Annotated in this window: 25 protein-coding genes and 1 pseudogene; 13 read left to right on the top strand and 13 right to left on the bottom strand. The window is 70.2% G+C overall.

Annotation, left to right across the window (positions count from 1 at the left end):
• Positions 1 to 90 precede the first annotated feature (90 nt).
• Positions 91 to 1,446, top strand: coding sequence for a thioredoxin family protein (locus tag FL344_RS09155; protein ID WP_141618239.1), 1,356 nt, complete (start codon positions 91 to 93; stop codon positions 1,444 to 1,446).
• Here the strand turns inward: FL344_RS09155 and FL344_RS09160 are convergent.
• From FL344_RS09160 to FL344_RS09170, 3 genes are all read right to left on the bottom strand, one after another.
• The gene (locus FL344_RS09160; RefSeq protein ID WP_141618240.1) at positions 1,418 to 2,587 is read right to left on the bottom strand and encodes a metallophosphoesterase; all 1,170 of its coding nucleotides are present in this window, start codon (positions 2,585 to 2,587) and stop codon (positions 1,418 to 1,420) included. The two genes, FL344_RS09155 and FL344_RS09160, sit on opposite strands and share 29 nt — an antisense overlap.
• Positions 2,584 to 2,790 carry a LuxR family transcriptional regulator gene (locus FL344_RS38965; protein WP_228564889.1) on the bottom strand — a complete coding sequence of 69 codons (207 nt, stop codon included), beginning with the start codon at positions 2,788 to 2,790 and terminating at the stop codon, positions 2,584 to 2,586. Before FL344_RS38965 ends, FL344_RS09160 begins: the two co-directional genes overlap by 4 nt.
• 1,251 nt (positions 2,791 to 4,041) lie before the next feature.
• Positions 4,042 to 4,389, bottom strand: a complete 348-nt coding sequence (locus FL344_RS09170; protein ID WP_141618241.1) for a hypothetical protein — start codon at positions 4,387 to 4,389, stop codon at positions 4,042 to 4,044.
• Positions 4,390 to 4,615: 226 nt separating this feature from the next.
• Between FL344_RS09170 and FL344_RS09175 the strand changes: the two genes are divergently transcribed.
• Together FL344_RS09175 and FL344_RS09180 are read left to right on the top strand one after the other, a co-directional pair.
• Positions 4,616 to 5,614, top strand: a complete 999-nt coding sequence (locus FL344_RS09175) for a hypothetical protein (RefSeq protein WP_228564890.1) — start codon at positions 4,616 to 4,618, stop codon at positions 5,612 to 5,614.
• Positions 5,614 to 8,400, top strand: a complete 2,787-nt coding sequence (locus tag FL344_RS09180; protein ID WP_141618243.1) for a DUF4105 domain-containing protein — start codon at positions 5,614 to 5,616, stop codon at positions 8,398 to 8,400. Before FL344_RS09175 ends, FL344_RS09180 begins: the two co-directional genes overlap by 1 nt.
• Here FL344_RS09180 and FL344_RS09185 read toward each other — a convergent pair.
• Positions 8,342 to 8,866, bottom strand: a complete 525-nt coding sequence (locus FL344_RS09185) for a hypothetical protein (protein WP_141618244.1) — start codon at positions 8,864 to 8,866, stop codon at positions 8,342 to 8,344. The two genes, FL344_RS09180 and FL344_RS09185, sit on opposite strands and share 59 nt — an antisense overlap.
• A 266-nt stretch (positions 8,867 to 9,132) precedes the next feature.
• Here FL344_RS09185 and FL344_RS09190 point away from each other — a divergent pair, with 266 nt between their 5' ends.
• Positions 9,133 to 9,618 (top strand): hypothetical protein, encoded by a 486-nt coding sequence (locus FL344_RS09190; RefSeq protein ID WP_228564891.1) that lies wholly within the window; start codon positions 9,133 to 9,135, stop codon positions 9,616 to 9,618.
• Between the two features lie 25 nt (positions 9,619 to 9,643).
• Here FL344_RS09190 and FL344_RS09195 read toward each other — a convergent pair whose 3' ends face one another.
• Positions 9,644 to 10,318 (bottom strand): dienelactone hydrolase family protein, encoded by a 675-nt coding sequence (locus FL344_RS09195; RefSeq protein ID WP_141618246.1) that lies wholly within the window; start codon positions 10,316 to 10,318, stop codon positions 9,644 to 9,646.
• Between the two features lie 105 nt (positions 10,319 to 10,423).
• Here FL344_RS09195 and FL344_RS09200 point away from each other — a divergent pair, with 105 nt between their 5' ends.
• Positions 10,424 to 10,927, top strand: a complete 504-nt coding sequence (locus FL344_RS09200) for a GreA/GreB family elongation factor (RefSeq protein WP_141588148.1) — start codon at positions 10,424 to 10,426, stop codon at positions 10,925 to 10,927.
• 7 nt (positions 10,928 to 10,934) lie between these two features.
• On the opposite strand, the gene FL344_RS09205 is transcribed toward FL344_RS09200, so the two are convergent.
• A complete protein-coding gene (locus FL344_RS09205) occupies positions 10,935 to 11,651 on the bottom strand; it encodes a class I SAM-dependent methyltransferase (RefSeq protein WP_141618247.1) in 717 nt (238 codons plus the stop codon).
• 126 nt (positions 11,652 to 11,777) lie between these two features.
• On the opposite strand from FL344_RS09205, the gene FL344_RS09210 reads away from it, so the two are divergent.
• The 5 genes from FL344_RS09210 to FL344_RS09230 all read left to right on the top strand — a co-directional run bounded on the left by FL344_RS09210 (position 11,778) and on the right by FL344_RS09230 (position 15,483).
• The gene (locus FL344_RS09210) at positions 11,778 to 12,209 is read left to right on the top strand and encodes a hypothetical protein (RefSeq protein ID WP_228557537.1); all 432 of its coding nucleotides are present in this window, start codon (positions 11,778 to 11,780) and stop codon (positions 12,207 to 12,209) included.
• Positions 12,210 to 12,330: 121 nt separating this feature from the next.
• On the top strand, positions 12,331 to 13,056 hold the full coding sequence (locus tag FL344_RS09215) for an SDR family oxidoreductase (RefSeq protein ID WP_140800261.1): 726 nt from the start codon (positions 12,331 to 12,333) through the stop codon (positions 13,054 to 13,056).
• Positions 13,053 to 13,892 (top strand): dihydroneopterin aldolase, encoded by an 840-nt coding sequence (locus FL344_RS09220; protein WP_141618248.1) that lies wholly within the window; start codon positions 13,053 to 13,055, stop codon positions 13,890 to 13,892. Before FL344_RS09215 ends, FL344_RS09220 begins: the two co-directional genes overlap by 4 nt.
• Positions 13,893 to 13,922: 30 nt before the next feature.
• Entirely contained in the window at positions 13,923 to 14,702 is a 780-nt protein-coding gene (locus FL344_RS09225; protein WP_141618249.1) for an SDR family NAD(P)-dependent oxidoreductase, read from the top strand.
• 40 nt (positions 14,703 to 14,742) lie between these two features.
• Positions 14,743 to 15,483, top strand: a complete 741-nt coding sequence (locus tag FL344_RS09230; RefSeq protein WP_194863053.1) for a queuosine precursor transporter — start codon at positions 14,743 to 14,745, stop codon at positions 15,481 to 15,483.
• Between the two features lie 17 nt (positions 15,484 to 15,500).
• Here FL344_RS09230 and FL344_RS09235 read toward each other — a convergent pair whose 3' ends face one another.
• The 6 genes from FL344_RS09235 to queD all read right to left on the bottom strand — a co-directional run bounded on the left by FL344_RS09235 (position 15,501) and on the right by queD (position 19,882).
• The gene (locus FL344_RS09235) at positions 15,501 to 16,409 is read right to left on the bottom strand and encodes an alpha/beta fold hydrolase (RefSeq protein ID WP_141618251.1); all 909 of its coding nucleotides are present in this window, start codon (positions 16,407 to 16,409) and stop codon (positions 15,501 to 15,503) included.
• Positions 16,406 to 17,530, bottom strand: coding sequence for an alpha/beta fold hydrolase (locus FL344_RS09240; protein WP_011556797.1), 1,125 nt, complete (start codon positions 17,528 to 17,530; stop codon positions 16,406 to 16,408). The genes FL344_RS09235 and FL344_RS09240 overlap by 4 nt, the downstream gene beginning before the upstream one ends.
• Position 17,531: 1 nt before the next feature.
• On the bottom strand, positions 17,532 to 17,975 hold the full coding sequence (locus tag FL344_RS09245) for a hypothetical protein (RefSeq protein ID WP_141618252.1): 444 nt from the start codon (positions 17,973 to 17,975) through the stop codon (positions 17,532 to 17,534).
• A gap of 50 nt (positions 17,976 to 18,025) precedes the next feature.
• The gene (locus tag FL344_RS09250; RefSeq protein ID WP_141618253.1) at positions 18,026 to 18,589 is read right to left on the bottom strand and encodes a Uma2 family endonuclease; all 564 of its coding nucleotides are present in this window, start codon (positions 18,587 to 18,589) and stop codon (positions 18,026 to 18,028) included.
• A gap of 138 nt (positions 18,590 to 18,727) precedes the next feature.
• Positions 18,728 to 19,477 (bottom strand): bifunctional NADP-dependent 3-hydroxy acid dehydrogenase/3-hydroxypropionate dehydrogenase YdfG, encoded by a 750-nt coding sequence (gene ydfG / locus FL344_RS09255; protein ID WP_141588138.1) that lies wholly within the window; start codon positions 19,475 to 19,477, stop codon positions 18,728 to 18,730.
• 42 nt (positions 19,478 to 19,519) lie between these two features.
• Entirely contained in the window at positions 19,520 to 19,882 is a 363-nt protein-coding gene (gene queD / locus FL344_RS09260; protein WP_011556793.1) for a 6-carboxytetrahydropterin synthase QueD, read from the bottom strand.
• Between the two features lie 401 nt (positions 19,883 to 20,283).
• Between queD and FL344_RS09265 the strand changes: the two genes are divergently transcribed.
• From FL344_RS09265 to FL344_RS09275, 3 genes are read left to right on the top strand one after another with little or no spacing between them, the layout of a single operon-like run.
• Positions 20,284 to 21,942: a nitrous oxide reductase family maturation protein NosD gene (locus FL344_RS09265; RefSeq protein WP_228564892.1), complete on the top strand. Its 1,659-nt coding sequence runs from the start codon at positions 20,284 to 20,286 to the stop codon at positions 21,940 to 21,942.
• A 54-nt stretch (positions 21,943 to 21,996) separates the two neighbouring features.
• Positions 21,997 to 23,979: a PAS domain S-box protein gene (locus FL344_RS09270; protein ID WP_228564893.1), complete on the top strand. Its 1,983-nt coding sequence runs from the start codon at positions 21,997 to 21,999 to the stop codon at positions 23,977 to 23,979.
• On the top strand, positions 23,969 to 25,885 hold the full coding sequence (locus FL344_RS09275; protein WP_228557534.1) for a GAF domain-containing sensor histidine kinase: 1,917 nt from the start codon (positions 23,969 to 23,971) through the stop codon (positions 25,883 to 25,885). Before FL344_RS09270 ends, FL344_RS09275 begins: the two co-directional genes overlap by 11 nt.
• Before the next feature lie 8 nt (positions 25,886 to 25,893).
• Here the strand turns inward: FL344_RS09275 and FL344_RS09280 are convergent.
• Positions 25,894 to 26,850, bottom strand: a pseudogene (locus tag FL344_RS09280) (bifunctional methionine sulfoxide reductase B/A protein); the annotation flags it as partial.
• Between the last annotated feature and the right edge of the window lie 114 nt (positions 26,851 to 26,964).

Here is a 26,964-nt window from a genome sequence, read left to right on the forward strand (position 1 = left end):
CCACAGCACGCGGGACGCCCCGTGCCCAGGTACTTGTCCCACCGGGTGTCGGCCGGGGACAGAGCGGGTGGAGCGCGGTAGGGTGGTCCCATGCGCCTTCTCGCCGCCTGCCTGCTCCTGTCGGGGCTCGTCGCCTGCACCGCCGCGAATACGAATGCCCCCGTGGCCGCCGCGTCTCACGCCAAGGGCCCCTTGCCCTTCATCGAGGACGACTACGCCCGCGCGCTCGCCGAGGCCCAGGCGAAGGGGCTCCCCCTCTTCGTCGACGTCTGGGCGCCCTGGTGTCACACGTGCCGGTCGATGAAGGCCTACGTCCTGTCCGACGCGTCGCTGGCCCGGCACGCGGACCGCTTCGTGTGGCTGGAGGTGAACACCGACCTGACGTCGAACGCGGCGTTCCAGGAGAAGTACCCGGTGGAGTTCTGGCCCACGCTGTACGTCATCGACCCGCGCCAGGAGAAGGCCCTGCTGCGCTTCGCCGGCAGCGCCACCGTGGCGCAGTTGGAGAAGCTCTTCGAGGACGGTGAGCGTGCGTACCAGGGCGGCGTCACCGGCGCCGAGGCCCTGCTGGCTCGCGGGGACGCGCTCTATGCGGAGGGCCGTTCGGCCGAAGCCGCGGAGACGCTCGTGGAGGCCCTGGCCGAGGCGCCCGCGGACTGGTCCCGCCGGGGCCGCGCGGTGGAGTCGCTGCTGACGGCGATGTACGGCGCGAAGCAGCACGAGGCGTGCGCGCACAAGGCGCTGGAGGAGCTGCCGAAGACGCCCCGCTCGCTGTCCTGGGCCAATGGCGCTCTCTTGGGCATGTACTGCGTGCTGTCGCTGCCGGAGGACCACGCGGCGGGGGCGGAGCTGCGCGGCGGCCTGGAGGCCAAGGTGGCCGAGGCCCTGGCGCCCCCGGCCATCGAGATGTCCGCGGATGACCGCTCCGGCCTGTACGAGGTGCGCGTGCAGGCGCGCGAGGTGGCGAAGGACACGGCGGCCGTGAAGGCCCTGTCGGAGGAGTGGCTGGCGTTCCTGGAGGCCGAGGCCGCGAAGGCGCCCAATCCCCAGGCGCGGACGGTGTTCGACTCGCACCGCATGCTCGCGGCCATGAAGCTGGAGACGCCCGCCCGGGCGATTCCCGCGCTCGAGCAGAGCGAGAAGGACCTGCCCCAGGACTACAACCCGCCCGCTCGCCTTTCGACGTTGTACCGGCTCGTCGGCCGGCTGGATGACGCGCTCGCCGCCAGCGACCGTGCGCTGGCGCGCGTCCAGGGCTCGCGGCGGTTGTCGGTGTTGTCGGGCCGCGCGGACATCCTCGTGGCGCGCAAGGACACGGCGTCCGCCGTGAAGACGCTGGAAGAGGCCATCACCTTCGCGAAGTCGCTGCCCGCCTCGCAGGTGTCGCCGCGCACGGTGGCCGGGCTGGAGAAGAAGCTCAGCGGTCTTCAGGCCTCGGCGCGGTAGCCGCCGCGCGGGTGTCCAGGTCGAACAGCTCGTAGTCCGGGGCCTGGCACTCGCGCATGGCTCCGTCGGTGAGCACCAGCAACGCGGTGCCGGGTGCTGGTGGCGGCGGCGCGCCGTGGGCGTAGTCCACGCGCGTTCCATCCGTGATGAGATGCCGCAGCACGCCGTCGCGGGCTCCGTCGGGTGGCATCCCCAGCATCGCGCGGCTTCGCTTGTCGCGTGTATGGCCCACCACCTGCGTCAGGCCCGTGGGCAGCCGCCTCGGGTCGAAGCGGCGCCGGGGCGTGCGGCGCACGCGCTCGGCGTCCTCGGGCAGCAGGCTGGGGCGCTGGTAGAAGATGCCCGTGCCCTCGCCGTGGGCCGCGTCGCCTGGGTGGTGCAGTCCCGGAATGACGAGCGGACCTTGAGTCCAGCCCGCCACCGCCGCATCCAGGGCCGCGTTCAGCGCCGCCGCCACCTGGTTTGCGTCCTCGCGCCGGGCGGGAGGCAGGCGCGTCACGTCCAAGTCCTCCTGTGTGACGCCCGCGTGGAGCACCAGCAGGTCAGGGGCCACGGCATGGGCCACGCGGAAGCGCTTCACCCGCAGCAGGTGCTCCACCCAGGTGCGCTGCGCTTCGCGGAAGTTGCTGCAATCGCGGGCCACCAGCTCCGCGGAGGGAACTTCGGGCCAGCGCGCGAGGAACGCCTGCTCCGCCGCTTCGTCCGGAGTGCCTCCCTGATAGATGCGGTCCGCTTCGGCCTGGGCCTCGGCGAAGCGCGCATCCGTGAAGCCGGCCAGCTCACCCACTCGCGCCAGGTCATGGTTGCCCAGCAGCATCACCGCCTGGGTCGCCGGGTGGGCGGCCAGCCACGCCACCAGCGCCAGACCACTGGCGGCGGCGGACTCACGCTCGGCGGGCTTGCCCCAGTCGAAGTGGTCGCCCACTGAGATGAGCTGCACGTCGGAGCGAAGCCAACCCTCGCCGGTCAACAGTCCGTGGTGCGCCAGGATGGCCAGGAACTGGCCCAGGTCGGCCTGCGGGTCCCCAATGACGAGCCGCCGGCGCCAGACATGGTCCTCCGCCGGGACGGAGCGCGGCGCCTCCGCCGCGGCCTCGGCGGCCCGCGCGAGCGCGGCCTGGATGGATGACGTCTTGTTCATGAACTCTGGAAGAAGCGGGCGATGAGCGCCGAGCGGCTCTCCACCTGTGCCTTGCTCAGCAGATGCGTGACGTGGACTTCCACCGTGCGCTCGGCGCAGCCCAGCCGGCCGGCGATGGACTTGTTCGTCTCGCCCTGGATGATGTGCGTCAGCACCTCGGACTCGCGCGCGGTGAGCGACCAGCGCGCCGACAGTGCCTGCACGCGCGCGGCGGCGCTGGACGCGGTGCCGGTGTCGAATGGCCAGGTAGTGCGGTGGCAGGCCGGTGGTGAGCAGCGGCGTCATGGTCAGCGGGCCGGAGCAGGGAATGCCCTGGGCGCCGCGGCGCAGGGACTCCATCAGCTCCGGGTCATGCCGTTCCAGCCGCGCTCGGCCGGCATTGTTGGCGTGCACCACGCGGCCACTGGAGCTGACAATCCAGGCGGCGCGCCCCAGCGCCTCCATGGCGACCTGCAGCGCCGTGGACATCAGGCCCGACTCGCGCAGCCGCGTCTCCATGGTCAGCCGCCGCTGGAGCGCGGGCGTCAGGGCCTGGAGCAGGCGCTGCTCGCGCTCGGTGAAGGGCTCGGCGCGGGCCAGGCCCACCCAGCCCAGGAGCACCGGCCCATCACAGACGAGCGTGCGCAGCCATTGCATGTTCTCCACGCCGAGCTGCCGGAATATCGCCGCGGAGCGGGCGCTGATGCGCTCCCGGGTGCTCTCCAGCGATTCCTCGCTCATGCCCAGCCGGCGCCCCACCTCGCTGGCTGACAAGTCATGCAGCGGCAGCTGGCGGGCCGTCTCGGTTTCCGTCAGCGAGCGGAAATGCAGCGCGCGGTTGCGCTGAGCAGGCTCGGGCCTGGCGGGATTGAACCAACCCCAAGGTTCTCCCCAGGAAGACACCTGGTTCTCGATGGCCGCGTGCACGGTCGCGGCGGGGAGTGGGAAGCCCGCGCAATGGGCGTAGCTCGCGTGGTAGCGCTCGGGGCCCACGTCCACGCCATAGGCGACGGCGCGCTCGGCCCGTAAAGCCTCTCGTAAAGCGCCTAGCACCGGGGGCAGGGATTCTGTCCCGGGTTCGGCCTCCACGAGCATTGCCTCAAGGTCCGTCAGCAGGCCTTGCTCCTCGGAATTCAAACGAATCACGGTTTTGGAAGTATACGCCCGTCAGGGTTTGCGCCCAGTCCTTGCCCTTTCTTCACGCCCGTCTTGAACGTTCAGAATTGTCCCTACGGGGACTTCTTGGCTTTCAAAGGTTCTGGGTTTTTAATGACCCAGGGATTTCCCCAATAGCCGGACACGGGGCAGTGGCGGAACACTCTCATGTCGGCCCCCGGGGGGAGGGCCGCCGCGGTGAACTGTGAGCGCGCGCCGGGCGCTCGGTTTCGGGTACCCGGTGCGCTGCTCCTTTCCCACACGCCTGGCGCCCGCACTCCAACCCACGAGGATGGCTGCCTTTGTGGGCCCACCAGACCTCATGGGACATGCAGGAAGCGAGGCAGGCGCCCGGGGGGCACCACCCTGCCCAGGAAATGAAGCATGCCCAGGCCCAGATAGGCCATGCCCAGGGCCAGTGCAGCCCAGCCCAGCCAGGCGCTGATGGCGCCCGTGCCCAGGCCCACCAGGGCCCAGATGGCGAGCGCCGTGCCCACGCCCCAGGGCATGGCCGTGCGCAGGTGGGGTGGACTGAATGCACCACCCAGGGCGCAGAAGGCGGCCGCCATGACGCCAAAGCCGAACCACTTTGGCTCCTGGACGGGGAAGATGGCCGCCATGGATAGCAGCGCAGTGAAGAGTCCAAGAATCGCGAGTCCCAGGGTCATGGCTTACTCCGTGGCCGTTCCTGGGAAAGGTGCTCACCGAGCGCGTAGCGCGTAACGCACCTTCGGTTCGTGGGCTTCGCGGCATGCCGCGTGGTGTCGTGCGCAAGGGCGCGAAATCGCAACATCCTTCCGCTCGGCACGCTGCTGGCTAGGCTGCCAATCGGTTGTACCACCGTGCGACGGCCGGCCCACGTGAAGAACGGATGGACACCTGGAAATGCGTTCGATGAAGACGAAGAAGTCTGTGAAGCGCGCGTTGTGCATGGCAGTGGTGATGACGGTCTCCGGATGCAGGGCGCCCGCGGCGTTGGGGCCCGGAGGCGGCATGAGCGCTTCAGAGGGCTCCGACTCCGCCGCTTCGTCCGAGGGCTCCGACTCCGCCGCTTCGTCCGAGGGCTCCGACTCCGCCGCTTCATCGGAAGGCTCGGGTGAATCGAGCCAGTCGGACTCAGGTGCGTCGTCGGAGGGCTCGGGCGACTCCAGCAAGTCGGAGTCGAGCGGTTCCAGTGGAGAGGGCTCCAGCCAGTCGGAGTCGAGCGGCTCGGGTGAAGAGGGCACGAGCCACTCCGAGTCGAGCGGTTCCAGTGGAGAGGGCTCCAGCCAGTCGGAGTCGAGTGGCTCTGGTGAAGAGGGCACGAGCCACTCCAAGTCGAGCGACAATGAGTCCACGGAGCTCGCCTCTCGAAGCTCCGAGGAAGGCGGCACGAGCGAGGGCTCTTCGGGAACGGAGAAGGCGGACGGTGAGGCGTCGCGCTCCCGCAGCAACAACAGCAGCCAGTCCAACAACAACGACGTGGCGTCCTCGGTGACGGTGGCCGCGCTGGTGGTGGGGCTCGGCATCATCATCTGGCAGGCGTATGCCGCGGCGGAGCGGCGCCGAGGGGTGTCTCCGAAAGAGGCGGGCCGCGCGGCTCAGGTGTACCTGCGGGCGCGCACGCACCAACTGCGTGAGGACCTCGCCCTGGGCGCGGGGCCGACGGTGGAGGACCTGGCGGCGGCGGCGCGCATCCGGCGGGAGCACCTGGGCCTCTTCGGGCGCGTGCTGCGCGCGAACCGGAAGGAGCTGCTCGAGATGGCCGAGGCGAACACCCTCACGCCGGACCGCGCGCTCGCGTGGCTGGAGCGGGTGGGAGAGCTGGCGCGGGCCGAGCCGCGGCTGGAGGAAGATCGCCGCGCGTTCCTCGCGGCACCGTCCCAGGAGGGCACCGCGACGGTGGCGCACTGATGCGCTGGCTGCGGCTGCTCGCGCTCGTCTTCGCGCTGCCGGTGCACGCCGACGATGCCCTGTCCGCGCGCGTCCACGCGCTCGAACAGGCGGGCGTGGTCCTGCGGGGCGCCGCGGCGGCTGACGCGGACCTGGTGACGGAGGTGGAGGCGGGGCTGGAGGCGCTGCCCCCGGCGATGCGGCGTCCGCCCGGTGGTCCCCTGGAATTGGTGCTGCACCCGGAGGCCGCGCCGCTGGGCCTGGGCGATGGCTCCCCCGAGCGTCCCGACTGGACGGAGGGCCGCGCGCGGTTCCACCTCTACCAGTACGCCCCATCGGAGGAACGCCGGGCCACGCTGCGTCTGTCTCGACTGACGGACGCGGAGGTGGAGCGGTTGTGGCGCCGGCGCGCGGTGGTGCACGCGGTGATGCAGCGCTGGGATGACGCGAAAGGCTGGAGCGGCACTCCGGCCTGGCGCCGGCTGTCGGGTTGGATGAAGCCCTTTGAGCGGCCCCTGGTGTGGAAGGAGGAGGTCCGCCTTCGCTACGCCGGAGCCTTCAGCCGCGCCATGGGGCAGCGCAGCGCCTCGTTGGATTGGGTGACGTTCGCCGAGGAACTGCTCGTGCCCGTGGAGTCTCTGCGCGCGGACGCGCTGCCGGTGGATGACCACGTCCGCTGCCAGGAGTTCTCCAAGGCCCGTGCGCTGACGGAGCAGTTGGAAGCGTCGGGCCTGGGCACGCTGCCGCCGCGCGGTGACTGCCCCGCCTTCGAAGCCTGGGCGGAGCTGGAGTCCCTGTCGCACTTCGAGGTGCTGCTGGTGGCCTCCACGGGCCGTCAGCCGGAGTCCCTCTTCGGACACCTGCTGCTGCGCCCGGTGTGGCACGAGGGCGAGGTACCACGGGGGCCCACCTTCGAACGGGTGGTGCAACTGGTCGCGCTGACCGGGATGGAGTCCAAGGGCCTGGGCTACGTGGTGAAGGGAATGACGGGGGCCTACGACACCGTCTTCCTCACGGGGACGATGGGCGACCTGTCCCATGAGGCGCTGGAGCTGGAGCAGCGCTCCATCCGCCGCTTCCGCCTGCGCCTGAAGCCCGGCGAGGAAGCGCGGATGCTGGAGCGCGTGTGGGAGCTCGAGCGCCGTGGGTACATGGGCTACTACTTCTTCACGGACAACTGCGCGAGCGCGCTCGTCTTCCTGCTCAACGGCGCGCTGGAGGGGGGGCGGCAACTGCGTCCTCCCGGCACGCTTTGGGTCCTGCCCACCGCCACGCTGGACACCCTGGCCCGGGTGCAGGTGGAGGAGCCAGGGGGCGAGACGTCCTCCCTCCTGGAGCACATCCCGGATGCGTTCGAGTCCACCGGGGACCGCGCGGTGCGTGCGCACGCGGCACAGCAGGAGGCACTGGACGCGCTGGCCGGACATGTCGGCGCAGATGAGCTCGCGCGTCTCCGGGGCGTGCATGCCCGGTTGGAGTCGCCGGAGCCACAGGTCCGCGCCCCGGCCTATGACGAACTGTCCGGGGTGGTGGCCGCGCTGATGCACTCGGCGAAGACGGCGTCCCGCGACACGGTCCGCGCGCACCTGCATGCCTACGTGGCGCACGCGGTGCGGGTGGAGCGCGCCGCGGTGGACCGTGCCGACGGCGAGCGCCTGCGAATCGAGCGCGAGCGGATGCTCGCGATGAAGGTGTCGGTTGCAGGCTCGGCAAGGGCCGGCACGGCCGAGCGTCAGCGCGTCTTCGAGACCGAGGACGCGCTCCAGCGGAGGCTCGCGGTGTTGGACCGCGCCACCCTGCTGAAGGACGCGCTGGCCTCCGCGGAGCGCCGTCCACCCACGCCCGAGGAGCTGCGGACGCTGGTGTGGGCCGAGCGAACCGAGGCCACCTTCCACCGTGCCACCGACGTGCAGGGCGCGCTCAATGACGGCTTGCTGGCGACCGTGGACCCGGTGGCCTTCCTGCACGAGGACCGGCGCCGCAAGGTGGCGGCGGAGGCGGCCTGGGCGGAAGGGGCGCTGCGGGAGTCCGGAGCGGGGCGCGTGATGGTGGCCCTGGGCGTGGACTTTCCCGAAGGGGCCGCGGCCCGGCCCCTGGTGGGGCTACGCACCGCGGGCATGGCCGAGGCGCTGGGCGATGCGCGGCTCCACGGCTTTCAGCCGAGCAGTGAGCTGCGGGTGCTCGATGGCGAGCTGTTTCTCCTGCCGCGCTGGGGGTTGCCCAAGGTGGTGGCCTCGGACCTGACGCTGTTGGGCTACCGCACGCTGCTGCGCGAGCTTCCCCAGTTCCGTGACTCCTTCTGGGATTCGCTCGGCTGGGGTGCCGAGGCCCGCGTGGCGTCGAGCGACGCGCGCCTGCTGCGCTATCGTGCGTCGGTGCAGGCGGAGGCGTTGATGGTGCTGGACGAGGACGCGCGCTTCTCGCGCTTCACCACGGTGGGCGTGGGCGGCCTGGCCGCGGTGCACTGGAACCGGGATGTGCTGACGCCGGCCGCGGGGCCGCGCCTGTCACTGGCGCATCGGATGGGGCTGTTCGGCTCGGGTGCCAACGCGGTGCGGCTGGAGGCGGCCTACGCGCCCACCTGGAGGGTGGGGGACACACACTTCACCCACGAGGCGGGCGCGGCGCTCCAGTTGGAGGTGTGGCTGGGGCGCGCGGGGCCCTTCGGCGTGCTCCTCACGCCCCGCGCGCAGGTCCGGTGGGAGGGGGCGATATCGCCCACGCCCCACTGGGAAGCCCTGTCGCCGTCTACGTGGTTGGCTGGCTCGGCGGAGCGGCGTCTGGCACTTGGGTTCGAGGTGCGCTGACAGAGGCGGGCTCGCCGATTTTGTAGCTCGTCCAGAACGGGTGGCTGATGGCCCCCGTCACGGCGCCGATGAAGAGGCCGATGACGTAGAGCGCCGTGTACCCCCAGAAGCCCAGGCCATAGAAGATGTGGCCCTGGGTCGCCGAGCCGATGAAGAGGAAGAAGGCGAGGGCGGAGGGCACCGCGATGGCGGAGAGGACGGCCGCGCCGAGCGCGCGCGGCAGCCTTCGCGCGTGGAAGCCGCCGAAGGTGCCGGCCAGGAGCCCGTTGAACATGGGCAGGAAGAACAGGGCCAGGCTGATGAACGCCATCACCAGCGTGCTCACGATGAACCGGTTGTGGACCGGATTGATGGTGTCTGGCTTGAAGGTCAGGTCTGCGGGAATCTCCCGGCGGATGTACTCGTAGCGTGGCTTGGGACCGGCGAGGGCCTTCTCCGGGTCTTGCGTCAGGATGCGCTCGGGCATGTCTGGCTACCTCCCTCGGGGGCAAATCAACGTGTGCCTGATGGCCATGAGTTTGTGACGCCAGCGGGTGTGCGGAAGGGCCGCTGGCCGCATCGGGGGGCGGGCCACCTGCCGGGCCCTGGAATTCTCCCTCCGGAATACTCGCGGAGTCCCTGGATACCCGAGTCGAGGGGCCCGAAGATGCGCGCCGGACTTGGCGGACGGTGGCCTCCGGCTATGCTGCCGCACCCGGCAGCACCTCCATCTCTGCCCGTACGGAATTTTCCATGAGCTTTCGCCGCAAACTGCTGACCCTCGCCCTTGCCTCTTCCTCCCTGCTGGCCGCCTGCGTCGTGCAGCGTCCGTTCTATCGCGACGTCGTCCAGCCCGCGGGCTCCTCGGTGGCGGCCGGCACCCTGGTGGACCTCATCGTCCTGGACTCGGACACCAACCAGCCCGTGAAGGGCGCCAAGGTGCTCTGGGGTGAGGACTCCCGTTCGCGCGAGTCCTACGTCACGGACGAGGACGGCCGGGTGTCCTTCGACGTGACGCCGGCGCTGCTGAAGGAGAACCCGCTGGTGGAGGTGGTGCTGCCCAGGGGCGTTCGGAGCTACCGCCTGCAGGTGGTGCCCGCGACGGATGCCGCCGCGCCCGAGGCGACGGAGGCCGCCGCGCCCGAGGCCCCTGCTGCTCCCGCGACGCCCGAGGCTCCCGCCGTGCCGGAGACGCCGGCGACGGAGGCTCCCGCCGCGGCACCTGACACCAGCAACTGAGTCCGTTCTCTCTTCCGCGCGAAGCTCAGCCGAGCTTCGCGTGGAGGAAGTCCACGGTGCGCTGCCACGCCTTCGCGGCGTTGTCCGGTGAGTAGACCTCCGGACGCGTGTCATTGAAGAAGGCGTGCTGTGCGTCGTAGCGGTGAATCTCCACGGGGACGCCGCCGCCCTTCAGCTTCTTCTCCAACGCGTCCACTCGCTCCGGCGAGCACCATTCGTCATTGTTCGCGTAGTGCCCGAGCACCGGCGCGCGGATGCGTGACACGTCCGCGGCCTCCTCCGGGGGGATGCCGTAGAAGGGCACGGCGGCGTCGAGCCCCGGCTCATTCGCGGCGGCCAGCAGCGTCAGCGCGCCGCCCATGCAGAAGCCCATGATGGCCACCTTGGTGCCGGGCTTTCGCGCGCGCAGCGCCTCCACCGCGGCGTGCAGGTCCGCCGTGGCCTTATCCCAAGCCATCGCCTTCAGCATCGCGTTGGCCTCGTTGGCGTCCTTCGTCACGCGGCCTTCGTAGAGGTCCACCGCGAAGACGGTGAAGCCTTCTCGCGCCAGCCGGTCCGCCACGTCGCGCGTGTGCCCGTTGAGGCCCCAGTACTCGTGGATGAGCACCACCGCTCCGGGCGCGTCACCCTTCGGGGCTTCACTCAGATAGCCCGCCAGTGCCTGGCCCTGCTTGCCGATGAGCTGCGTCTGTCCTGTCATGGCTTCACCCTTGCGAGGTTGTGGAAGGGGGCGCAGCTTAACGGCCGATTCCGCGAACGCGCGCGCGAACCCGCCGCCGTGCCCGCTTGGCGACAGAGGACCGGCATGTCGAAGGCATTCACGAAGGAGGACTCGGGCGACGACAGCGTGATGCCCGTCCGTCCACGCGCGTCCTCCGGGGAGAAGCGCTACATCACCCCGGAGGGCTACCGGGCGCTCCAGGAGGAACTGGCGGCGGCGCAGGGGCCGGACCCCAGGGCGGGTGAGTTCACGGAGCTGGAGGCGGGCGTGCGCCGCAAGGAGCGCGAGCGGCGCGTACAGGAGCTGGCGGCGGTGCTGGAGGACGTGCGGGTGGTGGAGCCCGACGCCTCGCAGGCCGGCCGCGTCTTCTTCGGCGCCTGGGTGGAGCTGGAGGACGAGGACGGTGCCCCGGTGCGCTACCGCATCGTCGGGCCGGACGAGTCCGACGTGAAGGCGGGGCGGCTGAGCGTGGAGTCGCCCCTGGCCCGGGCCCTGCTGGGCAAGGAAGTGGGCGAGTCCGTGGTGGTGGAGCGCCCCCGCGGCCCCGTGGAGTACACGGTGACGGCCGTGGACTACGCCGCGCCCTGAGCCGGGCTCAGCGCCTGGTGGCGATGACGGTGCTCAGCACGGAGAAGGGCTCCGGCATCAGGCCGTCGCGCACCTCGACGGTGAAGCCTTCCGCTTCGAGCAGCGCGCGGGCCCGGGGCACCAGGAACGTCAGGTAGTACATGACGAAGGGTGGCTTCCACAGCGCGTTGCGCGCGCGCATGGCGGCGTTGAAGCCCTTGGCCATCCAGTAGCCCGGGCGGAGCTTCGACGGCGGGTGCGCGGTGACGAAGAGGAAGCGGCCCCCGGGGCGCAGCGCGCGGGCGATGCCTTTGACGAGCTTTGGCTCGTCCTCTTCGAGGATGTGACCGAAGGCGCCGAAGCTGGTGACGACGTCGAACGCGCCGTCGAAGGGGAGCGCCAGTGCGTCGCCCTGGATGAACTCCAGCGCCGCGGTGCCCGGCGCCTGCGCGAGCTGCTGGCGCGCCTCGTCGAGCATGCCCTGGCTGAGGTCGAAGCCCACCACGCGCTCCCGCGCGAGCGGACGCAAGAAGCGCATGGCCGCGCCGGTGCCGCAGCACACGTCCAGCGCGCTGCCTACGCTGCCTGGCGCGCCCAGTTGGGCAATGGCGGCCTCGAGCACCGCGTCTGGCGTGCGAAAGGGCGTGTACTCGAACTTGGGCGCGAGCAGGTCGTAGCCGCGCTCGACGGACGTGAGGGCCTGCGAGGCCAGCTCCCGGAGGGTGGGGCCCTTGCGGTGGAACATGGTGTCTCGGGGTGTATCGCACCCACACCGGCCCCTTCCTCTGAAAATGCGGCCGGTATCGGGCATTGAATGTTCCGCGGGGGGCCCCGTCAGAAGGTTCAAGCAGGACGACGGAGGAGGACGACAATGGCGCTCAAGACGGGTTTCGCGGTGCTGGCTTTCGGAATGATGTTCCTCGGCTCCACGGCCGCGCATGCGAAGGACGACAACGAGAAGTCGCGGTTCTCCCAGCAGCACCGGCATGACGGCCGCGGCGGCAACTTCGGTGTCCACGTCGACGCCCGCCGCCACCCGGGACCCGCGCCGCTGCCGCCGCCGCACGCTCGGGGCCGCTACGAACTGCAGACGGTGAACCGCTGGGTGCAGGGCCGCTACGAGCAGGTGTGGGTCCCCGAGGTGTGCCGTGAGCGTCACAACCGCCGCTCGCGGGTGACCCGGTGCACCGGGGGCTTCTACGAGCAGCGCTGGGTGCCGGCCCGCTACGAGCCGGTCCAGGAGTGGGTGTGGGTGACCTACGCTCCGGGCCGGGTGCACATGGCCAGCGCCGGCCGCCGCTAGACGATTCGAGTATCGGGGGACCGCGCCGCGGGCGCGCCGGGATACGGGGGTAGCCCGGCGCGCCTCGCGGCAGCAGGTCCGCAGTGCCTTTCCCCGCCGGGCCTGTTACTGAATGCGCCGCATGGCGACCGCATTCATCACCGGGGCTGGCATCCGCATTGGCAGCGCGGTGGCCCGGGCCCTTGGCCGCGCGGGTTATGACCTGGCGCTCCATGCGAACCGTTCCCTCGAGCCGCTGGAAGCGCTGGCGGACGAACTCCGAGGCCTCGGCCGTCGCGTCACCCTGCACGCCGCCGACCTGAGCCGCCCGGAGGCTGTGGATTCCCTGGCCGCGCAAGTGCGTGAGGCGTGGCCCGCGCTGGACGTGGTGGTCCACAACGCGGGCCTCTTCGAGCGCATCGACTTCGCCGCCATCTCCCGCGACCAGTACCGCACCATGATGGCGGTGAACCTGGACGCGCCCTTCTTCCTCACCCAGGCCCTGCTCCCCGCGCTGCGCGCCGGCAAGGACCCGTTGGTGGTGCACCTCACCGACGTCGGTGGGGAGCGGCCGGTGAGCCACTACGCGCACTATTCGGTGAGCAAGGCGGGCCTCATCATGCTCACCCGCGCGCTGGCGGTGGAGTTGGCCCCGCACATCCGGGTCAACGCCGTGTCGCCCGGCACGGTGGCCTTCCCCGAGGACTTCGACGCCGAGGCCCGCGACGCGGTGCTGCGCCGCATCCCCATGGGGCGTGAGGGCAACGTCGAGGACATCGCCCGCACCGTCGTCTTCCTCGCCCGCGAGGCGCCGTACATCACCGGGCAGGTCATCGCCGTCGATGGCGGCAGGAGCGCACAGTTATGAGCGCGGAACACGCATTCCATCCCCCCGTCGTCATGACGCCGGATGGCCGCCCGCTGGACGTCATCGAACTGCGCGGCCTCACGGTGGACTGCATCGTGGGCATCTTCAACAGGGAGCGCATCGCGGCCCAGCCGCTGCGACTGGACGTCGCCCTGTTCCTGGACACCCGCGCCGCCGCGGTGGGAGGCAGGCTGGCGCACACGGTGAACTACGGCCGGCTCGCGGGGGAGCTGCGCTTCCTGCTGGAGGCCTGCCGCTTCGAACTGCTGGAGTCCGCCGTCGAGACGGTGTGCCGCTACGTGCTGGCGCCGCCCACCGACGACGTCCCGCGCGCGCAGGTCCACGCGGCCACGGTGCGGGTGACGAAGCCGCTGGCGCTGGGCGGGTTGGCGGTGCCGTCACTCCAGATTCACCGGACGGCCGCGGAGATGGTGTACGGCCGGGAGGAGAAGGGCTTCGGCCGTGTGGACATCATCCACGAGGGTGCGGGCTATGGCGTCTACCGGCTGCGGGTGAAGCCAGGAGGTTGCATCCCCACGCACGTGCACCAGCAGATGGAGGAGAGCGAGCTGGTGCTGGGCTCGGGGCTGCTGCTTCAGTTCAAGCCGGTGGCCCGGGGCATGGCCTTCCACTGGCCGCGGGGCTTCCTGCACCGCTACGACAACCCTTCATCCACGGAGCAGACGGTGCTCTGTGTGGACAGGCCGGGCTTCATCCCGTCGGACGAGGTGGAGACCGAGCCGCCGCCGGAGGGGCTGCTGCCCGTCACCGGCCACTCCTATTACCCGCTGGATGAGCCCGCGGCGCCGGGCTCTCCCGCGGAGCACCAGCCGTGAGCGGGGCCGTGTCTTCAAGGAGCGCCTTTCATGCGTGAGGTGGGCACGCGCAAGGTGCTCGTCACTGGCGGCGGGACGGGCATTGGCCGCGCGGTGGCGGAGGCCCTGCTGCGCGCGGGGGGGCAGGTGGTGGTGTCGGGCCGCCGCGCGGAGGTGCTGGAGTCGCTGACGACAGCATGGCCGGGACGGGCCTTCGCGCTGCCGTGTGACCTGGCCTCGCTGGAAGCCCGCGAGGGGCTGCTTCGCCGTGCCGCCGGGTTGCTGGGAGGGCTGGACGGTTTCGTCCACAGCGCGGGGCAGGTGGTGCACCAGCCGCCGGGCGGCATCGGCGAGGACGCGCTTCGCGCACAGCTCGAGGTCAACCTCATCGCGCCGCTGCGACTGGGCGAGCAGGCGCTGGAGGTACTGGAGCCGGGTGGGGCGCAGGTCTTCATCGCGTCCACGCTGGCCATGAGGCCCGTCGTCACCAGCGCGGTGTACAGCGCGGCGAAGGCAGGACTCCTTCAGGTGATGAAGGTGCTGGCGTTGGCGGGTGCGGCGCGAGGCGTGCGTGCCAGCGCGGTGCTGCCGGGCGTGGTGGAGACGGACATGGTGCGCGAGGTGCGCATGGCTCCCGGCGAGGGGCCGCTGTCCGAGCCCGAGTATGCGCGGCGGCAGGAGGCCCAGCTTGCGGGCTTGCGGGCGCTGCATCCGCTCGGACGGCTGGGGCACCCCGAGGACGTTGCCGAGGCGGTGCGCTACCTGCTGGGCGCGTCGTGGATTTCCGGTTCCGAGCTGGTGCTGGATGGCGGGCTACTGCTGCGGGAGTGAGGCGCGGTATGAGGTGGCCTCGGCTCACGAGAACGATGAGATGCTCCTCGACAGACGGCTTCAGCTCTTCGTGGTGTTGGTGGGGGTGTTCGTCACCTCGCTGGTGGTGGGTGACATCATCAGCGTGAAGCTGTTCGAGGCGAAGGTGGGGCCGGTGGTGGCGGTGATGTCCATCGGCATCCTGCCCTTCCCGGTGACGTTCCTCCTCACGGATATCCTCAACGAGTTCTACGGGAAGAAGGCGGCCCGCTTCGTGACGTGGGTGGGCTTCTTCATGGCCGTCTTCGCGGTCGTGGTGATTGCCATGGCCGTGCAGGTGCCGTGGGCGCCGCTGACGCGTGCGCCGGACTTCACGGGTACGGTGGAAGGCTCGTTCAACAACGTCTTCGCTGGCTCACAGCGCTTCCTCGTCGCGTCGATGATGGCGTACCTGGTGGGCCAGTTCTGCGACATCGCCATCTTCAACGGGCTCAAGCGACTGACGCGCAACCGGTTCTTGTGGGTGCGGGCGACGGGCTCCACGCTGGTGTCGCAGCTCCTCGACACGGTGGTGGTGCAGTACGTGGCGTGGACGGGCGTGCTGCCCAACGCCACCATCCTCGGCATCATCTACACGTCCTACGTGGTGAAGTTGCTGGTCGCGGTGGGCCTGACGCCCTTCATCTACCTGGGCCACGCCTTCGTCGAGCGCAAGCTGGGCATCGCCCCCGTGGTGCTGGGGGAGAACGGTGAACCCCTTGCCCCGCCCGTCACCCAGGAGGAGCAGCCCCGCGCCGCCTGAGCGTGCGGCTCAGCGGCTCAGCTTCCCTGCCGCACCAGCGGCGTGAGGATGTCCGTCCAGTGGGAGAAGATGGAGAAGTGTCCGCCGCCGGGGAAGAAGCGGGGCACCGCGCGCGGAATCCGGTTCGCGAGGTACCGCCCCATCTGCGGCGGGACGATGCTGTCTCCCTCCCAGTACCAGAGGTCCACCTCCGCCCGAATCTCTTCCAGGGGGACGTTCCACGGCTGCGCGAGGATGTGCGCCTCGCGCCGCATGCCTGACACGCCCTTGCGCGTGGCCTCATGCCGCCAGCCCTGGACCTGCGCGGCGATGCGCGGGTCCGCGAGCACCGCGCGGTCATCCGCCGACGCCTGGGAGCGCAGGCCCGCCAGCGCCCGCGCGGGGTTGGCGCGCACCTGCCGGTCATGCATGGCCATCAGTGGATGCAGCAGCCACTCCGGCCACGCGGCCATGCTGTACGCGTTGCGGTAGTCCCGGTTCACGCCCTCCATGGCGCCCGGCCGGGCCAGGGGCGCCGCGCCGGAGACGAGCGCCGCGCGGGTGATGCGCTCGCCCAGCTTCCACGCGGACGCGGCGACGTAGGGGCCACCGGCGGACACACCGAAGAGCGCGAAGCGGCCAATCCTCAGTGCGTTGGCCAGTTGCTCCAAATCATTCGGGAAGTCGAGCAGCGTGCGCCCGGGCTGGTAGTCCGACAGGCCATAGCCCGGCCGGTCCGGAGTGATGAGGCGCACGCCCAACGCGTGAGTGAGCCGGTCATCCGGGTGGCGCATGTGGCGCGAGCCCGGGTTGCCGTGGATGAAGAACACGGGCAGGCCGCTCAAGTCTCCAGACTCGACATAAGCGAGCCGCCGGCCATCCCGCAGGTGGACGGTGCCTTCGCGGACCTGCACGCCCATGGCTTCGGTGTCGGACGAGGCGTTCATGGTTCCATCGGCTTCGAGCGCGCGCCAATCCACGCGGAAATAGAGGGCCACACCTTCGTCGCGCCCTTGCTGGAGGCGGAGAGGCCGATGTGGCCCACGGGGTAGCGCCGCGTCTCACAGTCCTTCGAGCTGACCAGGGAGGGCAGCGGCTCGCTCATCGCCGGCAGCGCGATGGTGTCGTGCTCGGCGATGACATTGAGGATGGCGCACTGGATGCGGCGCAGGTCCACGCGCTCGCCGCCCACTTCCATGAGGCCCTGGGGGAAGAGGTTCTGCTGGTAGCAATCCTTGATGTACTGCCGGTACACCTCACCCGGGAAGGGCACGGGGTCCGCGCCCCAGCGCTCCATGGCCAGGAACGTGGTGACGAACTCCGGGTCGTCGATGCGGCGGCACACCTCCAGCCACCGGGTGAGGCGCTGCACCGGCGCGGCCATGAGGAAGCCGCTCTCCAGCACTGGCGTGGGGACGTTGCCGTAGGCGTCCACCAGCGAGTCCACGTCGAAGTGGTTGGCGGACGTCCACAGCGTGTAGAGGCCGCCCTTGCTGAAGTCCACCGGCGTGGCCTGGGCCACGAGGTTGCGGACGCCCTCGGGGTACAGGGACGTGTACGCCAGGGCCATGGTGCCGCCCATGCAGTAGCCGTAGAGCGTCAAATCCCGGCTCTTGCTCACGCGCAGCGTCCACCGCACCGCCGTCTGGATGAGCCCGCCGAGCAGGTCATCCCACGTGAGCCGCTCCTCGTCCTGTCCCGGCACGCCCCAGTCGATGGCGTAGACGTCATAGCCCTCGCGGGTGAGGTGCTCGATGAGGCTGCGCCCTGGAAGGAAGTCGAGGATGTACCAGCGATTGATGAGCGAATAGACGAAGAGGATGGGCGTGCGGTGGCGTCGGCGCGGGGCCGCGTAGCGCAGCAGCCGCATGCTGCCGCGCGTGTACACGACGGTGTGCGGCGTGGCGCTGATGGGCGGCTCGCGCACGCCCGAGGCCCTTTCGATGAAGGGCTTGAGGTACGGGTACGGATTGAAGGGCCGCGACTTGAGCGCGTGTGCGACGGCGCGGGTCAGCTCGACCTGCCCGGTGACGAAGGAGCGAAGACGCTGGGGCGTGGACGCAGTCATTTCAGCGGCGGCGCTTGGAGGGCGCGCGCTCCTTGGGCGGGGGCTCCGGGGACTCAGGCTCGGGCTCCGCGCCTTCCTGACGGTGGAGCAGGTCCACCACCAATTCCAACTGGGTGCCGAGCGCCTCCACCTGGTCATTCATCCGGCGGAGCTGGTCGCGCAGGTTCTCCACCTCGGAGGTGGTGGGCAGGCGCAGGGTGCGCAGCGCGCCTTCCACCAGGCCATTGCGGCGGATGCGGGCGTTGAAGCCCTGGCGCATGAGGGAGCCGCTCACGCGTAGGTACGCGGGGCTCTCGGTGACCTTGGCGGCCGCGCGGGTGAGGCCCTCCTCGGCGCGGGTGAAGACCTTGCCAGTGCGCGTGTCCGGGTGGGTGAGATGGCCCAGCAGCTTCAGTCCGCGGGCGAGGAGCCCCAGGGACGGCGGCGGTCGTTCCGGATGACTCATGGCCGGCAGGTTATCTCAAGGCGCGGCGCAGGGGACGCGGCAGCCTGGTTCTATCGTTCCCAAAGTGAACCAAGATTCAACTTGCGTGCCTCGAAGGGCTCGGCATGGACATGGGCGCTACCGGTGTACGCGCCCAGGCGCTGCCAGTGGTTGCCTTCCCGACGATAGACCTCGAGCAACTGAATGCGCGGGTCCACGAACCACAGATGGTTCACACCCTCGCGGGCGTAGAGCGTCATCTTCCTCGAACGGTCCAGGGCTTCGGTGGAGGGGGACAGGACTTCGCAGAGCCAGTCGGGGACGAGTTCCACGCCCGTCACGTCTGGAATCTCCGGCATGCGTTCGCGCCGCCACCCGGCGAGGTCTGGCACGAGCACGTTGCCGCCCAGGTGGAGCTCAGGCTCCGGGAGGATGACCCAGCCGCCCGGGCCTTCCGCTCCGAGCTCCAGGTCGAACGGCGCCAGTTGCTGGCTGAGCCGGATGGCAGCCCTGCCGTGAAGCGTCCTCGGACGGGGGCTGACATGCAGCTCACCCTCGATGATTTCCCCGACGACGTGCGGGGGGAGGCGCTCCAACGCCTCGTACACCTGCTCCGGCGGTGGCTTGTCACCCATGCCCCCAGGATGCGGCCATGCCTGGGGCCTCGCAAGCCGGACTGCCTCTCCCGCATGGATGGCTTCGCTCATGTGTCGAGCATGCGCCATACCTCTGACATCCTCCGGGGTGTAGGCAATCCCAGAGGTCCTCCTGGCTCAGCCCTGTCGCTTCACCGGCAGGGGCCCGAAGGACTGTGACACCGGCATCAGCGACATGACGTTGATGTTCACGTGCGCGGGCCGCGTGGCCACCCAGTGCACCGCGTCCGCGATGTCCTCGGGCGTCAGCGCCTGGGTGTTGGCGTAGACGGACGCCGCGCGCGCGTCGTCGCCCTTGAAGCGGACGTTGGAGAACTCCGTGCCGCCCACCAGCCCGGGCTCGATGTCCGTCACGCGCACGGCGGTGCCGTGCAGGTCCGCGCGGAGGTTGAGGCTGAACTGGTGCACGAAGGCCTTGGTGGCGCCGTACACGTTGCCGCCCGGGTAGGGCCACTCCGCCGCCACCGAGCCCATGTTGACGACGTGGCCCCGGTTGCGCGCCACCATGCCGGGCAGCACCGCGTGCGTGCAGTACAGGAGGCCCTTCACGTTGGTGTCCACCATCGTGTCCCAGTCCTCCACGCGCGCCGACTGCGCCAGGTCCAACCCCAGTGCCAGGCCCGCGTTGTTGACCAGCACGTCCACCTCGGCGAACTCCGCCGGCAGCGAGCGGATGGCCCGCTCCACGGCCTCACGGTCCGTGATGTCGAGCGTCAAGGGGAGCACCCGCTCGCCCAGCTCCGCGCGCAGGGCCTCCAGCCGCTCGGTGCGCCGCCCGGAGGCGATGACGCGCGCGCCGTCCTGGATGAAGCGGCGGGCAATGGCCAGGCCGAATCCCGCGGTGGCCCCGGTAATCAGAACGTTCATGGCAGTCCCCTCGAGGAGCCAGCCCCGCGAGGGCCCGGCTTGTCAGTCGTCTTCGCCTTGATAGATGCAGCCACTGGTGCACGTCTCGCGGACCACCACCCGGCTGAGCAGGGGCAGGCCCGGACGCAGGCGCTTCCAGATCCACCGCGACAGGTTCTCGCTGGTGGGGTTCTCCAGGCCTTCCACCTCATTGAGGTAGTAGTGGTCCAACTTCAGCCGCAGGGGCTCGAAGGCCTCCTTGATGTCGGAGAAGTCCATCACCCACCCGGACTGCGAGCCCACCGGGCCACGCACGTGGATTTCCACCCGGTAGCTGTGGCCGTGAAGCCGGCTGCACTTGTGCCCGGGCGGCACGTTGGGAAGCCGGTGCGCGGCTTCGAAGGTGAATTCCTTGAAGATGTCCAAGGCGTCTCCTGACAGCGGGTGGAAGGCGGCTCATATCCCGCGCGTTCCTCCTGGCGTCAAGGTACGCCCTGCCTCCCTGAAACACCGGCGTGTCTCGCCCCGCCGTGCGCCCACGCGCCCGGGGACGCCCGGCTCGGTCCTTCGCTCTGTGTGAAAAAGCCCCGGGAATATTCCCGCGCGCATTGCACACATCACACTTCAGCTCCCCGCGAAGGCCCACCTGTCGGTGATGCGGAGCATCCGTCCCAACCCCGCGAAACCACGTTTCCTGTCTCCTCCCTCTACGTCCCGGCAGGCAGGGGTTGCCGCGCTCGGGGGGAATGAACAGCGCGGGGCTCGGAATTGGCGGCCGTCCTCGCGAGCGCCTCCCGCGCCGCGACCCACACCAGGAGTCCGCCAGGATGCGCAACCGCTCGCCGTGGTCCACGGCCCTCTGCTCCGCTGCCCTGCTGTCCTTGTTGGCCTGCAATGGGAAGGGGGAGCTCACCCAGGAAGGTGGCTCGCCTCCGGGCTCCAGCGAGACGCCGTCGACGGGAAACCCGTCCGTTCCTGGCACGCCTCCCACCGACGATGACGACGACACGACGAATCCTGGAACGTCGGAGCCTCCGCCCGTCATCGTCGACATCCCGGATCCGACCCCTCAGCCCGAGCCCGAGCCCCAACCAGAACCGGAGCCTCCGCCTGAGCCCCAGTACTCGCGCATCCTCTGGGTGGCGCCCAACGGCAGTGACAGTGCTTCCGCCACGGAGGCGGCGCCGCTGCGAACGGTGACGCGCGCGCTGGCGTTGGTGCGGCCGGGCGAGGCCATCTACCTGAAGACGGGCACCTACGCCGAGCGCCTCAAGCTGGAGGAGAAGGGTGGCTCGGCGTCCAACCTGCTCACGCTGCGGGCCGCGCCGGGCGCGAAGCCGGTGCTGAAGCCGTCCGGCAGCGGCTCCGCCATGGTGGACGTGCGCGGTGCGTACTGGAGCATCGAGGGGCTCACCATCGACGCGGCGGGCACTGCCTCCTTCGCGGTGCTGTTCCGCGGCGTGGGGTCCCACCACGGCGTGCTGCGCGGCTCCACGCTGAAGAACGGCACCGCGGGCGCGGGCGTCAACGTGTGTGAGAAGGCCAGTGATGTCCTCATCGAGGGCAACACCATCTCCCACTTCAACCGCAACGGAGATGACAGCCACGGCGTCATCGTCCAGACGACAGCGCGAAACGTGGTGGTGCGTGGCAACGACATCCACCACAACTCCGGGGACGCGGTGCAGTGTATCGGTCCGGAGGGCGGCGCCACCATCTCCGGCACGCCCTTCGACAACCTCCTGGTGGAGGACAACGAACTGCACGAGAACCGGGAGAATGGCGTCGACGTGAAGACGTGCACCCGCGTCACGCTGCGCGGCAACATCATCTGGGGCCACAAGACGTCATCCACTTCGCGCGGCGAGGGCGTGGTGGTGCACCTGTCCGCGAAGGACGTCACCCTGGAGGACAACGTCTTCTACAACAACGGCCGCGCCATCAGCATCGGCGGGGTGCGCCAGGGCTCGCCGCCCACCAACATCGTCATCCGCCGCAACCTGGTGCGGGACGGCCTGGGCGGCGGTGAGGAGGGCAGCGGCATCCGCGTGGACACGACGTCGAACGTGAAGGTTCATCACAACACCGTCTGGAACATGCCCGGGCCGTGCCTCACCTTCGGCCATGGCGACACCGGGGCCAGCGCCAGCCTGGATGTGCGCAACAACGTCTTCTCCGGCTGTGGGGTGGCGGTGCGCGGCGGCCCCGGGCGCTCGGGGGCGGTGGTGGACGCCAACCTCTACTTCCGCAATTCGGGCTCGGCCCTCTTCCGGCTGAACGGCGTGGACATGGGCTTCTCGCAGTGGCGCTCGCAGAGCGGGCTGGACGGCCGCTCCCAGGAGAAGGCCCCTGGCTTCGTCAACATCGACACCGGGGACTTCCGCCTGGGGGCGGGTTCCCCCGCCCTCAACGCGGGGCTGTCGCTGGGGTTGACCTGGTGTGGGCCAGGCCCGGACCAGGGCGCTTTCGAGTCGGACTGCCCCTGAGCCCTCAGGGCGTGTAGAGTGGGGGCCCCTTCTGCCCTGGACCCCACTCTCCACGTGCCGTCCTCGCTGGAATTCGTATCAGGCATCTCCCTGGTGCCCTCGGACTCACCCGCGCGGGAGCTGCTGGCCGCGGCCGCCGCGCGTGCGGGTCTACGGGTGGTGGGCGGTCTCGAAGAGGCCTCCCTGGCGCTGGTGGACCTCACCGCGCCGGGAGGGCTCGCCGCGGGGCAGGCCCTGGTGGACGCCGCCCTCGCCGCCCACCTCACGTTGGTGGTGCTGGTGGCACCGGGCGAAAGCCCCTTCGCCGAGGCGCAGTCCCTCAAGCCGGCGGACGTCCTCACCGTGCCGGTGGCCATGCACGAGCTGGCCTGGCGGCTCCAGTGCGCCGCCGAGCGCCATGTAGAGCGCGAGGAACAGGCGCGCAGCCAGGAGGACCTGGCGCTCCTGCTGGAGCTGACGGCGGACTACGCGGAGACGTCCGACGTGGAGGCGCTGCTGCACGGCGTCACCCGGCGGCTGGCGGAGAAGCTGGACATCGCGCGCGCCACGCTGGTGATGCTGGGGCGCAGCGCGGATGAGGGCATCATCGTCGCCGCCAGCGACGACCCCACGCTCAAGGACCTGCGCATCGACCTGTCGCGCTACCCCGAGATTCGCGAGGTGATGCGAACGGGCAAGCCGGTGGTGATGCAGGAGGCATCCACCCACCCGTTGTTGGGGGATGTGGAGCGGCGCGCGGTGGCCGCCCGGGGCATCCACGCCATCGCCGCGCTGCCGCTGCCCATCCGCGGACAGGTGCGCGGCGTGCTGCTGCTGCGCGCGGCGGGACGGCGGCGCACCTTCACGCCGCGGGAAATCGACTTCCTCACCACCGTGGCGCACGCCACCGCGGTGGCCCTGCGCAACGCGTCCGTGCTCCAGTCCGTGCGCGGGCAGACGGAGGCGGAGAAGACGGCCCGCCTGGCCGCGGAGGAGCAGGCGGCCTCGTTCAAGCCGTACCAGCTCTTCTTCGCGCACGTCAGTGAAGGCGTGGCCATCCTCGACGACAAGGCCTGCGTGCTGTCGCTGAATCCGTCCGGCGCGGCCATGCTGGACGTGGATGCGCCGGACGCGCGGGGCCGCCACCTGCACCAGGTGACTCAGCCGGTGGATGAGAACGTGCTGATGGAGCTGGTGACCACCGCCGCGCGCGGCGAGGCCCGCTCCGGCGCGGACGTGCAGGTGTGCACCCGCACGGGTCGTCGCCTGACGCTGTCCATGTCCGCGGCGCCGCTGCGCGACGAGGAGGCGGCCACCATCCTCTCCTTCCGCGACGTCACGGACGCGCGAAGGCTGGAGGACGAGCTGCTCCAGACGAAGGACTTCCTGGAGCGGCTCATCGACTCGTCGGTGGACGCCATCATCGCGGCGGACTTGAAGGGGCGCATCATCCTCTTCAACAAGGGCGCGGAGGCGCTGTGCGGCTACACCGCGCAGGAGGCCCTGGGCGGCGGCCTCTCCGTGCACCAGCTCTATCCGCCGGGCGTGGCGAAGCGGGTGATGGCCATGATTCGGGCGCCCGAGCACGGCGGCAAGGGCCGGCTGTCCCTCATCCGGGAGGAGCTGGTGCATCGCTCCGGTGAGCGGGTGCCGGTGAACATGACGGCCTCCATCGTCTACGAAGGGGGCCGTGAGGTGTTCAGCGTGGGCATCTTCACGGACATGCGCGCGCGCATGCAGTTGGAGCGCAAGCTGTCCGACGTGGAGACGCGGCTGGAGGAGAGCGAGAAGAGCGCGGTCATCGTCGCGCTCGCTGGCACCGCCGCGCACGAGCTGAACCAGCCGCTCACCTCGGTGATGGGCTACGCCGAGCTGCTGAAGCGGAAGCTGAAGGAAGACGACTTCGCCTGGAAGCCGGTGGACATCATCTACCGCGAGGCGGAGCGCATGGCGGAAATCGTCCGGAAGATTGGCAAGATTACCCGCTACGAAACGAAGTCCTACATGGGGGCGCAACAGATTCTCGACCTGGACAAGGCCACCTCCCATGAAGACTGAGACCCGCGCCGTGCGCATCGCCGGCGGCCCTGCCCCCGAGTCCTTCCAGGCCCTGTTCGAGGCGCTCGACGCCCCCGCGGCCATGTGTGACCCGGCCCTGCGCCTGGTCGCCGTCAACGACGCCTTCCGCCGCTTCTGCGCCGACCAGCACGTGTCCGTGGAGGAAGTGGCGCGCACCCTGTCCGGCGCCAGCGTGCCGGCGGATGGCGCCAGCTGCGACGTGGAGCTCTTGCCCGACCTGCCCGGCGTGGTGCTGACGCTGTCCCGCCGGGGCGACGTGGTGGCCGTCCGCGCGCGCAACGAACCGGAGCTGTCTCGCAACCGGCTGGTGGTGGCGGAGCGGGCCCTTCTGGAGCAGGCGCGCACCGAAGGCGTGCTGTTGGACCTGGGCCGCAGCGTGGCCGAGGCCGGCGGCGAGGAGGAGCTGGTCGCCGCGGTGGCCCGTGGCGTGAAGGAGCTGTTCCCCGGGCGTTCGTTCTGCATCCGCATCACCGACTCGCGGACGGGCGGCCTCACGTCGCTCTACGCGGAGGGGCGGCTGAAGGAAGGCGCGCACGAGCCGCTGGTGCTGATGGAGCGCGCGGTGGAGAAGACGAGCCTGGACCGCGCGTCCCTGCCCGTGGACCGCGTGGCGGTGCTGGGCGAAGTCCCGCTGCTGTTCCAGGACAGCACCCATGGCGTGAGCGCGCCGCTGGTGGCCAGCGGGCAACTCTTCGGCGCCATCAACATGGAGTACCCGGCGGACTTCGTCTCCGACGTGCCGCATGACGAGCGCGTGCTGCTCCAGCTCGCCAACCAGGTGGCGGTGGCGGTGAAGAACGCGAAGCTCATCGATGAGCTGACGTTCGTCCGCAAGTACCTGGAGGACCTGCTGGAGAAGGCCAACGCCCTCATCCTGGTGGCGAACCGGGACAAGCAGGTCGTCGTCTTCAACCAGGCGCTCAGCGCGCTCACCGGCTTCGGCAAGGAAGAGGTGCTGGGCCGGGACTTCTTCTGGCTCATCCCGGAGAGCGAGCACCTGCGGCTCAACCAGCTCATCGCCGCGGCGATTCGCGGCGAGCCGGTGAACAGCTTCGAGACGCGGCTGCTGACGAGCAGCGGCGCGGAGGTGCGCGTCTCCTTCGCGACCTCCTCCAAGCTCTCCCAGCACGGGGAGGTGGAGGGCGTCATCGCCATCGGTCAGGACATCACGGTGGTGAAGGAGCTGGAGAAGCGCATCATCCACGCGGAGAAGCTGGCCTCCATCGGTCAGCTCGCCGCCAGCGTGGTGCACGAAATCAACAACCCGATGACGGCGGTGGCCACGTACGCGGACGCGCTGCTCCAGCGCTCGCGGATGACGCCGGGGGCCAACCCGGCGGACCAGGAGAAGCTGCGCAAAATCCTGGAGAGCAGCCACCGCATCCTCCGCTTCACGCGAGACCTGGTCAGCTACGCGCGCCCGGCGCAGGACCGGCCGGAGCGGGTGCAACTCAACGCCATCGTGGACATGGCGGTGGGCTTCTGCGAGCACGTGGTGGCCCAGGCGCGCGTCAGCATCCAGCGCGAGTACATCGAACTGCCGCCCCTGTCCGCCGTGCGCGCCAACCTGGTGCAGGTGTTCGTCAACCTCATCACCAACGCGTGCCACGCGATGCCGCCGGGAGGCTCCGTCATCCTGGCCACGGGCCGTGACGGGCAGGACGCGGTGGTGAAGGTGCGCGACACGGGCACGGGCATCGAGCCCAAGCACCTGCAGCGCATCTTCGAGCCCTTCTTCACCACCAAGCCGGAAGGGCGGGGCACCGGCTTGGGGCTCTCCATCTGCCAGGGCATCGTGGAGAACCACGGTGGCCGGCTGACGGTGGAGAGCACCCTGGGCGAGGGCACCACCTTCATCGTGCGCCTGCCGCTCCAGCAGGGCTGAGCCCGCGCTCAGTCCCGCATGTAATGGCAGGTGTAGCCGCCCGGGTTCTTCACCAGGTAGTCCTGGTGGTAGTCCTCGGCGGGGGTGAAGGCGCCCGCGGGCACAATCTGCGTGACGACGGGCCGGGGCCACTTCTTGGAGGCATCCACCCGCGCCTTCACTTGCTCGGCGACGCGCTTCTGGGCGTCGGACAGGTAGAAGATGGCGGAGCGATACTGCGTGCCCACGTCATTGCCCTGACGGTTGAGCGTCGTCGGGTCGTGCATGCGGAAGAACCACTGCTCCAGCAGCGTCTCGTACGTCAGCCGGGTGGGGTCGAACACGACGCGCACGGCTTCGGCGTGCCCCGTCTTGCCCGAGCTCACGTCGTGATACGTGGGATTGCGGAAGGCGCTGGAGCCGCCCGTGTAGCCCACCTCCGTGTGGACGACGCCGGGAATCTTGCGCAGCAAATCCTCCATGCCCCAGAAGCACCCGCCCGCCAGCAGCGCCGTCTCCGTGAAGGGCGAGGCGTCCTGGCGCTTCGTGGTGGCCGGAGCGGGGCGGCCGAAGAGTGGCAGCCAGGCCCCATAACCCTCCTTCGCCAGGTCCTTCACCGCGACGAAGCGCAGGGCCGCGGAGTTGATGCAGTAGCGCGTCTTCGCGGGCGCGGGGCCGTCCCCGAAGAGGTGGCCCAGGTGTGAGCCCGCGGCCTTCGAGCGCACCTCCACGCGCTCCATGCCCTGCGTGCTGTCCCGCTTCTCGACGACGCGAGCGCTGTCCACCGGGCGAGTGAAGCTGGGCCAGCCGGTGCCGGAGTCGAACTTGTCGCGCGAGGAGAAGAGGGGCTCGCCGCTCACCACGTCGACGTAGAGGCCCTCTTCGTGGTGGTTCCACAGGGGATTGCGGAAGGCGGGCTCCGTGGCTCCCTTCTGCGTCACCTCGTAGGCCAGCGGGGACAAGGTGCGCCGCAAGTCGGCGTCCGAGGGCTTCTCGTAGCGGCGGGTGTCCTGGATGGTGGGGCTTGGCGCGGTGGGCGCGGCCCCGCGGGCCTCGGTGCATGCGGACAGCACGGCGAGCGCGGCAAGGGCCAGGGGCAT

It is taken from the genome of Myxococcus sp. AB036A, assembly GCF_006547355.1.
In the GTDB taxonomy this organism is placed as follows: Bacteria; Myxococcota; Myxococcia; order Myxococcales; family Myxococcaceae; genus Myxococcus; species Myxococcus virescens.

Coding starts and splice junctions, on each gene's coding strand:
- FL344_RS09225 (WP_141618249.1), top strand. CDS start 13,923: ATGCGTGAGGTGGGCACGCGCAAGGTGCTCGTCACTGGCGGCGGGACG.
- FL344_RS09170 (WP_141618241.1), bottom strand. CDS start 4,389: ATGACCCTGGGACTCGCGATTCTTGGACTCTTCACTGCGCTGCTATCC.
- FL344_RS09175 (WP_228564890.1), top strand. CDS start 4,616: ATGAAGACGAAGAAGTCTGTGAAGCGCGCGTTGTGCATGGCAGTGGTG.
- FL344_RS09200 (WP_141588148.1), top strand. CDS start 10,424: ATGTCGAAGGCATTCACGAAGGAGGACTCGGGCGACGACAGCGTGATG.
- FL344_RS09265 (WP_228564892.1), top strand. CDS start 20,284: ATGCGCAACCGCTCGCCGTGGTCCACGGCCCTCTGCTCCGCTGCCCTG.
- ydfG (WP_141588138.1), bottom strand. CDS start 19,477: ATGAACGTTCTGATTACCGGGGCCACCGCGGGATTCGGCCTGGCCATT.
- FL344_RS09220 (WP_141618248.1), top strand. CDS start 13,053: ATGAGCGCGGAACACGCATTCCATCCCCCCGTCGTCATGACGCCGGAT.
- FL344_RS09215 (WP_140800261.1), top strand. CDS start 12,331: ATGGCGACCGCATTCATCACCGGGGCTGGCATCCGCATTGGCAGCGCG.
- FL344_RS09185 (WP_141618244.1), bottom strand. CDS start 8,866: ATGCCCGAGCGCATCCTGACGCAAGACCCGGAGAAGGCCCTCGCCGGT.
- FL344_RS09210 (WP_228557537.1), top strand. CDS start 11,778: ATGGCGCTCAAGACGGGTTTCGCGGTGCTGGCTTTCGGAATGATGTTC.
- FL344_RS09275 (WP_228557534.1), top strand. CDS start 23,969: ATGAAGACTGAGACCCGCGCCGTGCGCATCGCCGGCGGCCCTGCCCCC.
- FL344_RS09245 (WP_141618252.1), bottom strand. CDS start 17,975: ATGAGTCATCCGGAACGACCGCCGCCGTCCCTGGGGCTCCTCGCCCGC.
- FL344_RS09190 (WP_228564891.1), top strand. CDS start 9,133: ATGAGCTTTCGCCGCAAACTGCTGACCCTCGCCCTTGCCTCTTCCTCC.
- FL344_RS09240 (WP_011556797.1), bottom strand. CDS start 17,530: ATGACTGCGTCCACGCCCCAGCGTCTTCGCTCCTTCGTCACCGGGCAG.
- FL344_RS09155 (WP_141618239.1), top strand. CDS start 91: ATGCGCCTTCTCGCCGCCTGCCTGCTCCTGTCGGGGCTCGTCGCCTGC.
- FL344_RS09180 (WP_141618243.1), top strand. CDS start 5,614: ATGCGCTGGCTGCGGCTGCTCGCGCTCGTCTTCGCGCTGCCGGTGCAC.
- FL344_RS09250 (WP_141618253.1), bottom strand. CDS start 18,589: ATGGGTGACAAGCCACCGCCGGAGCAGGTGTACGAGGCGTTGGAGCGC.
- FL344_RS09235 (WP_141618251.1), bottom strand. CDS start 16,409: ATGAACGCCTCGTCCGACACCGAAGCCATGGGCGTGCAGGTCCGCGAA.
- FL344_RS09195 (WP_141618246.1), bottom strand. CDS start 10,318: ATGACAGGACAGACGCAGCTCATCGGCAAGCAGGGCCAGGCACTGGCG.
- FL344_RS09160 (WP_141618240.1), bottom strand. CDS start 2,587: ATGAACAAGACGTCATCCATCCAGGCCGCGCTCGCGCGGGCCGCCGAG.
- FL344_RS09205 (WP_141618247.1), bottom strand. CDS start 11,651: ATGTTCCACCGCAAGGGCCCCACCCTCCGGGAGCTGGCCTCGCAGGCC.
- FL344_RS09230 (WP_194863053.1), top strand. CDS start 14,743: ATGCTCCTCGACAGACGGCTTCAGCTCTTCGTGGTGTTGGTGGGGGTG.